At 65.1% G+C, this 10,828-nt stretch carries 12 protein-coding genes; 10 read left to right on the top strand and 2 right to left on the bottom strand.

Annotation, left to right across the window (positions count from 1 at the left end):
• Positions 1-167: 167 nt before the first annotated feature.
• On the bottom strand, positions 168-1,079 hold the full coding sequence (locus L0B83_RS16720) for a PrsW family intramembrane metalloprotease (protein ID WP_234759682.1): 912 nt from the start codon (positions 1,077-1,079) through the stop codon (positions 168-170).
• 274 nt (positions 1,080-1,353) lie between these two features.
• Here L0B83_RS16720 and L0B83_RS16715 point away from each other — a divergent pair, with 274 nt between their 5' ends.
• The 10 genes from L0B83_RS16715 to L0B83_RS16670 all read left to right on the top strand — a co-directional run bounded on the left by L0B83_RS16715 (position 1,354) and on the right by L0B83_RS16670 (position 9,145).
• Positions 1,354-1,848 (top strand): MarR family winged helix-turn-helix transcriptional regulator, encoded by a 495-nt coding sequence (locus tag L0B83_RS16715; protein WP_234759688.1) that lies wholly within the window; start codon positions 1,354-1,356, stop codon positions 1,846-1,848.
• A gap of 336 nt (positions 1,849-2,184) precedes the next feature.
• Positions 2,185-2,391, top strand: a complete 207-nt coding sequence (locus L0B83_RS16710) for a hypothetical protein (RefSeq protein ID WP_234759681.1) — start codon at positions 2,185-2,187, stop codon at positions 2,389-2,391.
• Positions 2,388-3,344, top strand: coding sequence for a serine/threonine-protein kinase (locus tag L0B83_RS16705; protein ID WP_234759680.1), 957 nt, complete (start codon positions 2,388-2,390; stop codon positions 3,342-3,344). The genes L0B83_RS16710 and L0B83_RS16705 overlap by 4 nt, the downstream gene beginning before the upstream one ends.
• Positions 3,345-3,484: 140 nt before the next feature.
• Entirely contained in the window at positions 3,485-4,294 is an 810-nt protein-coding gene (locus tag L0B83_RS16700) for an alpha/beta hydrolase (RefSeq protein ID WP_234759679.1), read from the top strand.
• Between the two features lie 69 nt (positions 4,295-4,363).
• On the top strand, positions 4,364-5,332 hold the full coding sequence (locus L0B83_RS16695) for a carbohydrate kinase family protein (RefSeq protein ID WP_234759678.1): 969 nt from the start codon (positions 4,364-4,366) through the stop codon (positions 5,330-5,332).
• Positions 5,329-5,853, top strand: a complete 525-nt coding sequence (locus L0B83_RS16690) for a YbhB/YbcL family Raf kinase inhibitor-like protein (protein ID WP_234759677.1) — start codon at positions 5,329-5,331, stop codon at positions 5,851-5,853. The genes L0B83_RS16695 and L0B83_RS16690 overlap by 4 nt, the downstream gene beginning before the upstream one ends.
• Positions 5,854-5,896: 43 nt before the next feature.
• A complete protein-coding gene (locus tag L0B83_RS16685) occupies positions 5,897-6,709 on the top strand; it encodes an HAD family hydrolase (RefSeq protein ID WP_234759676.1) in 813 nt (270 codons plus the stop codon).
• Between the two features lie 118 nt (positions 6,710-6,827).
• Positions 6,828-7,079: a hypothetical protein gene (locus tag L0B83_RS16680; RefSeq protein ID WP_372461209.1), complete on the top strand. Its 252-nt coding sequence runs from the start codon at positions 6,828-6,830 to the stop codon at positions 7,077-7,079.
• Positions 7,080-7,105: 26 nt separating this feature from the next.
• Positions 7,106-7,891, top strand: a complete 786-nt coding sequence (locus L0B83_RS16675; RefSeq protein WP_234759675.1) for a glycerophosphodiester phosphodiesterase family protein — start codon at positions 7,106-7,108, stop codon at positions 7,889-7,891.
• Positions 7,892-8,002: 111 nt separating this feature from the next.
• On the top strand, positions 8,003-9,145 hold the full coding sequence (locus L0B83_RS16670) for a glycerate kinase (RefSeq protein WP_234759674.1): 1,143 nt from the start codon (positions 8,003-8,005) through the stop codon (positions 9,143-9,145).
• Between the two features lie 208 nt (positions 9,146-9,353).
• Here the strand turns inward: L0B83_RS16670 and L0B83_RS16665 are convergent, their stop codons facing one another.
• Complete coding sequence (locus tag L0B83_RS16665) at positions 9,354-10,709, bottom strand: uracil-xanthine permease family protein (RefSeq protein WP_234759673.1); 1,356 nt, start codon at positions 10,707-10,709, stop codon at positions 9,354-9,356.
• Between the last annotated feature and the right edge of the window lie 119 nt (positions 10,710-10,828).

The following is a 10,828-nucleotide window of genomic DNA, read 5'->3' as shown; positions in this document are numbered from 1 at the left end:
CGGCGCCGTCTTGCCCGGTTGCGCCTGCAGGTTCCATCATCATCTCCTGGGTTCGAATGGCGGGCCGTTCGGGGAGGTCTTGGATGTGTCAGTCGCAAGTCACGGGTTTTTTCCGGACTTGTGCAGTGCCGCCTTCGTCTTCTTCTTCAATCAAAGCGGAACCCCAATCAGGCTATGTCGGTCCCGGAGGGCCGCGTACGGAACCGGGACTGATGGTGGCGGAGTGCGAGCCGCAGACCGGCCAGTCCCAGGACAGAGACGATGATGAGTCCGCCTACATAGAAGGTGGAGGACAGGGAGGCGACGGCGGCGTCTGTGCCGGGTCGGAGGAAGCCGTATTCGAGGACCGGGACGGCGTTGCCCGTGAAAATTACCGCCAAGACCGCGGCTATGCCGCCCATGGAGTCCCACAGCCCATGAAGGACAGCAACGGCGAGAAACGATGCGAGCACACCTTTGGTGAACCGGTACCTCGCTGACTGCTGGTCGGCAGCACCGAAAATAACTGCGCCCAGCAGGGAGGTCCACAGGACGTGTCCGACCGGGGTCAGGACCGAGCGCATCACTTCGGTCTGCAGCAGCGACCCCAGGTCGATGCCGTTGGTGGTCAGCGCCGCGTTGAAGGCATATCCGGCGGACTCGAATGCCGCAAAACCAGACCCGACACAGGCCCCCAATAAAGCCCCCTGGGAGGCAGTTTTTGGTCTCACCTGCCTGCCCATGACAACCACGATGAGGGTCTTGACGAATTCCTCGATCAATCCCACCCGGAAATAGATCCATGCGGAGGCGTGCAGGTCGCTCTCGAGCACAGAGGCTCCGAGCACGCCGAAGACTCCACCGACGAAGAACGCCAGGAAAACCTGCACGGGTGCCAGTGTCCCGGTGAGGCGCTCCACGACGAAAAGGACCACACTGAACGGCACCAGAAAGCTGCCCAAGAGAATCAGCGTCGGGATGAGGTTGCTGTTGAGTGTGCCCACGGTAACAACGATCGTGGCAACCCAAAGACCGAAGCCTGACAGCAATGTCTTCCACCACCACCCGTGCCGGTGCGTCCGCTCGTACGCAATACCCATGGGACCTTCTCCTTATTCCCCAGCCGCAGGAACAACGTACCTAGAATCCATAAGCATGCTTAGTACCTTAGTAGACCTAAGCGGATCGCAAAATACCAAACCTCAAGAAAACCATTTGGGACACCCCCATATATGCCCGGTGGCGGTGCTCAAGGTGCGGCCCGGGTTAGATGAATATGGGATCGCTGGGATTGCAACAGCGAACCGCGAAGTCGTGTCGTACGATGAATTAGTTAGACGATCGAGCTATCTGCTTAGAGGGAATGACGTGGGGATGGATGCGCGGAAGGTTCGCGGTGGTTATTGGTATGGGTCTGATGGGGGCGATCCGGGGCCGATTGACCTGCTGAATGCCCTCCGGGATTACCGGTCCTCGGAAGCTGCGATGCGGCGAAGGACCCGCACCTCAATGGGGATGGGAGAGACCGACCTGCTGGCGCTTCGGTACTTGCTCGAAGCCGAACACCAAGGGCGCTCGGTGAGCCCGAAGGAGCTGGCCACCTGGCTGGGAGTCACGTCCGCGTCCATGACGGCACTGATAGACCGCCTGGTGGCGTCCGGTAATGTCCGGCGCGAGCCGCATCCCAGTGACCGCCGGGCCCTGATCCTCCGCCCGACCCCAGGATCCGACCACGAGGTGCGCAGCACGCTCGGTGGAATGCACTCCCGGATGATTGACGTTGCGCGGTCCTTTGACGCCGGGGAGACCAAGGTCATCATCGACTTTCTGCGGCGCATGCAAAGTGCCGTCGACACCATCGACGAATAACGCCCCGGCGGCGGCTGGACAATCTTAGTAAGGTCCCTTATAAATAGTTCATCAAGCTACTTGCTGCTTGTACTATCCAGGGAGATTCTTATGACGGCGGTATTGGAAAGCCCCGGAAGCGGCGACCTGCGCTCATCGAATGCCGTCCCTCAGTCGGCCACAAACGATCAGGCTGTTGCGCTGGTGGGCGGTCATGGGCACGGTGCCGGAACGCCGGGGATCGACAGGCCGTCCCATTGTGGGAGTGCCATGGCGCTTTGCCTTGCAGGTGGAACGCCGCCACAGACCTGGATATCGGTGGAACCGGAATGGCCGGAGTGGACTTGCGGGTGCGGGTTGCGGGTTTTTGCCGAGATCGGTGACCTTTTGGGTGCGGTGTTGACGGCATCAGCCAGGGTCCAGACACTGCAGCTGCAGTTGGAGGCAGCGCGTTCGGCACTGGACCACGCCGTGCACCAGGCCCTTGGTTCGGGGGTGGAGCGCGGGGAACTCGCGCTCGCGTCGGGGTTGAACGGTTCCGAGATCGAGACCCTGCTGCCGTGAGCATCCTGGCGTCCGCACACCAGAGACCCTTATATCCGCCGGCAGTAACCTCGGTCCTTTCTCCGCGGATCTCCCTGTGGGACGGGCGTTACCGGCTCGGTCGGTCATTGGGCGGAGGAGCGGAAGCCGACGTCCTGGAGGCCTTTGATACCTTTACCGCCTCTTCTGTGGTGTTAAAGATCTTTCGGTCCGCCGGATCCGGTAGTGGGGAACCTTTCCTGCGGGAGATCGAATTCCATAGCCGGCTGCGTCACCGGAACATAGTCCGCGTCACTGGGCAGGGACGTCATTGGCTCGCCGGGAGCAGTGGGGAGGGACGTGACTATCTGGTGATGGAGCTGATGGCGGGCGGAGACCTGCGGTCCATCATCAAGAAGGGCCCGTCCTGCCCCCGAACGACCGCCAGGTGGGTGGCCGATATCCTTGACGGGCTTGCCTATGTCCACCGCAGGCGAATCATCCACAACGATGTCAAGCCCGGAAACATTCTCATCGGCGCTGCGCCAGGCAACGATGCGGCCGCCCCGGCGAAGCTATCCGATTTCGGAATCGCAACCAGCGGGCGACGCCAGGCGCTGGGCACTTCTGCCGGCACACCCCACTACCTGAGTCCCGAAGAGGCCCGTGGATATCCACCCACCGCGGCGAGTGACGTCTACGCGACCGGGCTGGTCGCTCTTGAATGCCTCACTGGCACCAAGACCTACCCGGGAACGCCGCTGGAAACCATGGTCGCCAGGACCCTCCGTGAGCCCCGTGTTCCCGACATAGTCTCCAGGCGCTGGGCCACGACGCTGCTCGAAATGACGAATCCGGACCCCCTCAAACGCCCCACAGCCACGAAAGCAGCCGGAATGATCCGGAGGCTCGGCGACGCCACCGGCGCACATCACAACCCAAGCTGCAGTTGCAGGACCCAGCCGGTCCTGCAACTCGCTGAAGCAGACCAGTAATCGGCCCCCTCTTACCTCCTAGCCAGCGGGCCGCCGTGACACGTCCGCGCTTGACGTTGGACCACTCCGGACTCTGACTCGTCGCGTGCTCCCGCCCAGCGGCGCCGCTCCGCGATAGGCTCGGCACAAAGGAGGACACGATGAAGCGGCACAAGTACTACTACGGCCAGCACTCCAGCCAATGGGGCGAACTATTCGTACCAGACACGCTGCAGCCACACCGCAGCAGATCCGATGGAGTGGTGGTGGTGATCCACGGAGGCTACTGGCGCTCCCAGTACGGCGCGGAACTCGGTGAGCCAATCGCCCGGGACCTCGCCGCGCACGGAATTGCGGCTTGGAACCTTGAGTACCGCAGGGCCGGAAACGGGGGCGGCTGGCCGCATACGTTCGAAGATGTCCTCGACGGCATAGACCACTTGGGCGAGATCGCCGGCAAACATGAACTCAACCTGAACAAAGTGGTGGCGCTGGGACACTCCGCGGGCGGGCACCTCGCCGTCTGGGCGGCGGGGCGCGACAAGCTGTCCAAGATCGGCGCCCCGGACGCCGACCGGCAGCTCCATCGGCATGAGAACGGCGCGGCAGTGCGGCTGACCGGCGTCGTGAGCCAATCCGGCCTGCTGAACCTGGCCGACGCCGAGCGGCTCAACCTGAGCAACGGCGCTGTGGACAACCTCATGGGTGGCGACTCGGTGAGATACCCCAAGAGGCACATCTATGCGGACCCCATGAGGTCGCTGCCCATCCCCGTTCCGGTCTTCGCCGTCCATGCCGCGTCGGACGAGGATGTCCCGTGCAGCCAGTCCGAGGCTTATGTTGCCGCGGCCACCGCTTCCGGGGGCGCAGCGCAGTTCCTCAAGGTGCCCGGCGATCATTTCGACCTGATCGATCCCCGTGCCGTTGCGTACAAGAAGTGCCGGGAGTTGGTGCAGCGGCTGCTCGCGTGACGGTTCGCCGGCAAAGTCACCGGCAGTCATCGGGAGACGTACACCACATCCGCGTGGCAGAGTTGTCCCATGCTGACAGTCATAGGTGAAGCGCTGGTCGATGTGGTTCAGCGATCGTCGGGAATTGAAGCCCACGTGGGCGGAAGCCCGCTCAACGTCGCCGTTGGCTTGGCCAGGCTCGGCCACCCGGTCCAGTTCATCGGCCGTTTCGGCGAGGATGCGTACGGCGACTCGATCGCAGCCCACCTGCGCTCCAGTTCCGTCATGGTGCCGCTGCCGCCGGACGAGAATCCCACCAGCGTGGCCACCGCCCTGATCGATGACGACGGCGCGGCCAGCTACACCTTCGACCTCGCCTGGGAGCTTCCCGGCCTCTCGGCGCGCCTGCCTTTCATGCTTCAGGGGACATCACTCCTGCATACGGGCTCGATTGCCACCATGTTGGAGCCCGGGGCCGCGGAAGTCCTTGCCGCCGTCGAGCATGCCCATCCGAACGTGACCGTCAGCTTCGATCCAAACTGCCGGCCCAGCATCATCCAGGATCGGGAATTTGCACGGGCCCAGGTGGAGAGATTCGTCGCGCTTGCCGACGTGGTCAAGGCCTCCGACGAGGACCTTGAGTGGCTCTATCCCGGCGCCGACGTCCTGGAATCGGCCCGGGGCTGGTTGCGCTTGGGCGGCAGCGGGGGACCCGCCGTCGTGGTGGTCACGCGGGGTGCGGACGGCCCCTGGGGTGTCACCGCGGCGGGCGCTGTCCAGGTTGACGCCCCCGATGTGGAGGTGGCGGATACCGTGGGTGCCGGCGATTCCTTCATGGCCGCGCTCCTCTCCGGGATCGTCGACCGCGGACTGGCAGGGGCCCAGAACAGGGACGAATTGCACGCCATGCCCGCTGAAGTGCTCGAAGGCCTCCTCCACCATGCGGCGCGGGCAGCGGCAATAACGGTTTCCCGGCCGGGTGCGAATCCGCCGACGAGGGCGGAGCTCAACGCGCTGGGCGTCCCGGAGGCCGGGGCAAGCGTCGAGGGGCAGCCATGAGCTACACCGATCTCCCGCACGTCCCGTCCTTCGATGTCTCCAGCGGCTCGCTGAAGGACGGCGATGCACTCAGTCCTGCCCAGACCAGCAAGCGCCTCGGTGTGAGCGGCGGCAAGGACGAATCCCCGCAGTTGAGCTGGAGCGGAGCCCCCGAGGGCACCAAGGGTTACGTCGTCACCGTCTTCGACCCCGATGCACCCAGGGTTGGCGGCTTCTGGCACTGGGCCGTGGTCAATATCCCGGCCAGTACGGATTCGTTGCCTGCCGGTGCGGGCGTTCCGGGCGGCGCGCACTTGCCGGCCGGAGCGGTTCAACTCAAGAACGACGCCGGGTTCCCCGGCTACCTCGGTGCGGCGCCTCCGCCCGGGCATGGTCCGCACCGCTACATCGTGGCCGTGCACGCAGTCGACGTCGAAGAACTGGGCCTCGACGCCGGTGCCTCCACTGAAGCGCTCGTCCGCAAGCTGGCTAGCCACACGCTGGGCCGGGCCGTCATCACGGGCCGGTTCGAGCGGTCCTAGCTTGGGGGCCAGGCCGACGGCGGCCCCCACGTAGACTGACATGATGCGGCTCGTAGCAAGTGACATTGACGGTACCATCCTTGGGCATGATGGCAAGATCAGCAGCCGCACCATCCGCGCATTCCACGCCTGCCGCGTTGCGGGCATCGAGGTGGTGTTTGTAACCGGGCGGCCGCCGCGCTGGCTCTATCCGCTTCGCGAGCAGATCGGCCACAGCGGGATCGTCATCTGCTCCAACGGGGCCGTGGTGTGGGACCTTGAAGCTGACAAGCTGATTTCGGCCAATACCTTGAGCATCGAGTCCGTGCTCGAGGCCCGCGGGATCATCAAGCAGCTCCGGCCCGACGCCTTGTTCGCGGTCGAAACACTCACGGGATTCCATCTCGAGCCCGGGTTCATCGAGAACCAGACCAGCGAGCTCCTCGCCGAGTTCACCCCCGCCTGGCTGGACGAAACGCTGACCGCGGACGACGCCGTCGTGAAGTTCCTAGCCGTGACGCGCAGCGGCACTCCGGATGATTTTCTCGCCAAGGTCCAGCCCGCCGTCGCGCACCTCGTGGAAACCACCCACTCGGCGCCGCGGACCGCACTCCTGGAAATGTCGCCCCCCGGCATCAACAAAGCCGTCACGCTCGCCCAATATGCGGCATCCCTTGGCATCGAGGCTGCCGACGTGGTGGCCTTCGGTGACATGCCCAACGACGTCGAAATGCTGCGCTGGGCGGGCGACGGCTACGCCATGGCCAGCGGCCACCCTGAGGCGATCAGCGCCGCGGGCCAGCAAGCACCCCATTTCGACGACGACGGCGTGGCCCAGATCCTCGAGGCAAAGCTTGCGTCCGTGCCTCACCGCTAGGGCACCGCGGGTCGAGGAACCGCCCTCTTGCGCACACCCATTACACAGCTCCAGTCCAACTGCCGTTCAACTACTCCCCATAAGCTCGTGCCGAAATTAGTTGCCGATCACAGGGGACATGATGGCCAAGAGGAAGACGACAGGGTGGCCCGACGCCCCCGTCCGCCGCGCAGTGCCGGAAGAGCATTGGAAGCAGTTGCGCCGCGGAGACCGCGTGAGCGTCAAACTTGCGCCGGGTTTTGAAAACCCCGGCCAAGTGGATGCCGTGTCGCACGACCACAGCGTGGTCTGGGTAAACCTCGACGGCGGCCGCGGCCGCACGCTGGTGCACTGCGGCGACGGCGTAGAGATCGTCCCGCAGGACTCCTGAGGCGCCGCGGACGGTACGCTACCCGTGTGAGCCCGCATTTGCCCTTCTTCAGCCGACCGGACGGACTACCCGCTCCACTGGCCTTCGCGCACCGTGGGTTTTCGCCGGGTGGGCTTGAAAACTCAGCCTCGGCATTCAGCGCGGCGCTTGAGCTCGGCTTCACCCACCTTGAGACCGATGCCCGCACCACGGCCGACGGCGTGGTGCTCCTTTTCCACGACGACACCCTCGACCGCGTCACGGATGCCCACGGCCGCATCTCGAGCCTCAGCGCTGCCGAGGTCGCCAAGGCCCGGATCGGCGGCCGCGAAGCAATTCCCCGCCTGGCGGACGTCCTGACGGAATTCCCCGAGGCGCGGCTCAACATCGATGTCAAGGATTGGCATACCGTCAAACCGCTCGCCCGGGTCATTGAACAACTCGACGCCCATGACCGCGTACTGATCGCGAGCTTCTCCGACCGACGTCGACGCGCCGTCCTGCGCCTGCTCGGCCGCCCCGCGCCTTCCTCGGCAGGCATCGCCTGCAACGCCGCCTTCACGCTCCTTGGACCGCTACTCCCGCAGCGCTGGCTGCGCAAGATCCTGCACGACGTCGATGCCCTCCAAGTGCCGGTCCGCTACGGCCCCCTGACCGTAGTGACGCCCGGTTTCCTGCGGCGCGCTCACGGGCTTGGGCTGCAAGTTCACGTCTGGACAGTCAACGATCCGGCCGAGATGGCCAGGTTGCTGGACATGGGCGTGGACGGCCTGGTCAGCGACCGTGCGGATCGTCTGAAGTCGGTGCTGCAGAGCCGGGGGCAGTGGTGGTGAGCGCCCGGACACGGGCCGCCAGGAAGTCGCGCTCGGCGTCGTTGTCGGTGCGTTCCTGACATCCCGCGACCGAATCTGCGAAAAGCTTTGCTCCGCTGGCAGGATGGGAGCATGCGCATCCTGATCGCCCCGGACAAATTCAAAGGTTCCCTCACCGCTGCAGAAGCAGCCTCTGCGATGGCCGAAGGGGCCTTGCGCGTCTATCCGGACGCCGTGGTGACGCAATTTCCGATCGCCGACGGTGGCGAAGGAACACTGGAAGCGGCCGTCGCAGCAGGCTACGAAGAGCGGATCAATGCCGTCGTCGGACCGATTCTTAAGCCGGTTGGCGCGGCCTGGGCCATCCGCGAAAATTCCTTCGGCGGAGCCACTGCGGTGATCGAAACCGCGCAAGCTTCCGGACTGGCACACATGGAGCCGACTCCGGAAAACGCCCTGCGCGCCCACAGCTACGGTTGCGGCCAGCTCATCGCCGCGGCACTTGACGCCGGGGCCACCGAGATTGTGCTCGGCGTGGGCGGTTCTGCGATGTCCGACGGCGGCAGCGGTGCGCTGCGTGCGCTGGGGCTCAAGCCCTTGGACGCGGCCGGGAACGTGGTTCCGCTCGGCGGGGGCTCGCTCGCCGACGTCGTGTCCCTCGATGTCTCCGGGCTCGATCCGCGGCTGACCGCAGTAAGGTTCCGGATCGCCGTCGATGTCAGGAACCCGCTTTTTGGCAACGACGGCGCCGCGCATGTTTTCGGCCCGCAAAAGGGAGCGGACGAGGAAGCGGTTGAACTGCTCGACGCCGGCCTGCGGAACTGGGCGTCGCTCCTTCGGGAAGCGACGGGTAACGATGTCGACGTTCCCGGCGCCGGCGCGGCCGGAGGCTTCCCGGCGTCGTTCCTGGCTTTCACCCAGGCGACACTGGAAGGCGGATTTGCCCTCGTGGCGGGACTCACCGGGCTTCCCGAGCAGCTCGGCGGCGCGGACCTGGTGATCACCGGCGAAGGGTCCATGGACTCACAGTCGCTGACCGGCAAGGCGCCCATCGCCCTCGCGGATTCGGCGCAAAGTCAAGGCATTCCGGTGATCGTCGTGGCCGGCAGGATCCTGGTGACACCGGAGGAACTAGCCGGGCACGGGGTGGTGGCCGCTGCCCAGCTCCTCGACGTCGCGCAACGCCGGGATGGCGTACCTGACGCCGCCGACGCCGTGGCGAACGCCGCCAAGTACCTCGCGTGGGCGACGAGCCAGGTGCTGGAAGGGGCCTAAGCTCCACTGCTCCCGGGGACATGCCCCCCGTTGGATGCGAGGAGTGGGCATAGTGCGAATATGTCCAGTCCTGACTGCACAGAGGGGGCATGCTCTGTGGCCGCGGATGGCTGCCGTGCCGGTGGAAGGGAGAGCATGCTCTGCCTTGGCTACGAGGAACGGACATAACAGCAATATGTCCGTTCCTTAAACCCAGGAGGGGGCATGCTCAGGGCTTCTTCTTGCCCGCCCTCTTTGCCGCCGCGTTCATCGCAGCCTTCGCGGCCGGAGGGGGTCCGGCGGTTTCCATCTCCGGCTCGGCAACCGTCCCGCGCCAGCGGGCCAGGCCCTTCATGCCGTGGTAAACCACCAAGGCAGCGGCCGAACCCAGCGCGATGCCCGTGAACTTTAGTTCACCGATGGTCCACGTGTAATCCGCGATCCCGATAATCAGTGCGACGGCGGCCGTGGTCAGGTTGATCGGGTTCGAGAAGTTGACCTTGTTTTGCACCCAGATCTTCACGCCGAGGACGCCGATCATGCCGTAGAGCATCGTCGCGGCTCCGCCCAGCACACCCGGAGGCACTGTGGCAATGAGTTCGCCGAACTTGGGCGAGAAGCTCAAGAGGATGGCGAAGGCGCCGGCAACCCAGTAGGCGGCCGTCGAGTAGACCTTCGTGGCTGCCATGACTCCGATGTTCTCCGCGTACGTGGTGGTTCCGGAGCCCCCGCCGAGCCCTGCGAGGACGGTCGCGGCGCCGTCGGCAATCAACGCACGGCCGGAGACGTCGTCGAGGTTGCGTCCCGTCATCGCGGCGACGGACTTCACGTGCCCCACGTTCTCGGCCACGAGCACCAGGACCACCGGCACGAACAAGCCCACGACGCCGAGGTGGAACTCCGGAGTCTGGAAGTGGGGCAGGCCGATCCACGACGCCGCGTCCATCTTGGAGTAGTCCACCTCGCCGCGGGTCATGGCGGTGAGGTAGCCCACCACGACGCCCACCAGGATGCTCAGGCGCCCCAGAATGCCGCGGAAGAGGACGCTCCCCAGGATGATCGTCACCAGCGTGACGAGGGCAGTGACCGGGGCCTTGTCGAAGTTCGCCTTTGCGGCCGGGGCCAGGTTCAGCCCGATCAGGGCAACGATTGCGCCCGTGACGATAGGTGGCATCGTCCGGTTGATCCACTCGGCGCCGAACTTCTGCACCACTGCGCCGACGAGCGCCAGTACGACGCCGGCAAGCACCACGCCGCCCAGCGCACCGGGAACGCCGAACTGCTGCTGCGACGCCAGAATCGGGGCGATGAAGGCAAAACTCGAACCGAGGTAGCTCGGTACACGGCCCTTGGTGATGACCAGGAACAACAGTGTGCCGAGGCCGGAAAAGAGCAGTGTGGTGGCCGGCGGCATGCCCGTGATGATGGGCACCAGGAAGGTGGCTCCGAACATCGCGACGACGTGCTGCATGCCGACGCCGATGGTCAGCGGCCATGCCAGCCGCTCCTCGGGTGCCACTACGGTTCCGGGCCGGATCGACTTGCCGTCGCCGTGCAGCTTCCATTTGGTTCCGAGCATGCTCATCTACGGGAGCCTTCCCTGAAAGTTGTGATTGTCCGGGTGCAACCTTACCGCCCGGACGGCAAGCCGACTTCTGTGTGGAACGTCACGCACCTTCACGGGAAGAGGCGACGGGAGGTTGA

It is taken from the genome of Arthrobacter alkaliphilus (assembly GCF_021483235.1).
GTDB classification, from domain to species: Bacteria; Actinomycetota; Actinomycetes; order Actinomycetales; family Micrococcaceae; genus Arthrobacter; species Arthrobacter alkaliphilus.
The sequence above is the reverse complement of the archived record's forward strand: the minus strand, read 5'-3'. Positions and strand labels throughout refer to the sequence as shown.

Excerpts from the sequence above, each read along its gene's own strand:
- L0B83_RS16720 (WP_234759682.1), bottom strand. The coding sequence starts at position 1,079 with ATGGGTATTGCGTACGAGCGGACGCACCGGCACGGGTGGTGGTGGAAG.
- L0B83_RS16715 (WP_234759688.1), top strand. The coding sequence starts at position 1,354 with ATGGATGCGCGGAAGGTTCGCGGTGGTTATTGGTATGGGTCTGATGGG.
- L0B83_RS16700 (WP_234759679.1), top strand. The coding sequence starts at position 3,485 with ATGAAGCGGCACAAGTACTACTACGGCCAGCACTCCAGCCAATGGGGC.
- L0B83_RS16695 (WP_234759678.1), top strand. The coding sequence starts at position 4,364 with ATGCTGACAGTCATAGGTGAAGCGCTGGTCGATGTGGTTCAGCGATCG.
- L0B83_RS16690 (WP_234759677.1), top strand. The coding sequence starts at position 5,329 with ATGAGCTACACCGATCTCCCGCACGTCCCGTCCTTCGATGTCTCCAGC.
- L0B83_RS16685 (WP_234759676.1), top strand. The coding sequence starts at position 5,897 with ATGCGGCTCGTAGCAAGTGACATTGACGGTACCATCCTTGGGCATGAT.
- L0B83_RS16680 (WP_372461209.1), top strand. The coding sequence starts at position 6,828 with ATGATGGCCAAGAGGAAGACGACAGGGTGGCCCGACGCCCCCGTCCGC.
- L0B83_RS16670 (WP_234759674.1), top strand. The coding sequence starts at position 8,003 with ATGCGCATCCTGATCGCCCCGGACAAATTCAAAGGTTCCCTCACCGCT.
- L0B83_RS16665 (WP_234759673.1), bottom strand. The coding sequence starts at position 10,709 with ATGAGCATGCTCGGAACCAAATGGAAGCTGCACGGCGACGGCAAGTCG.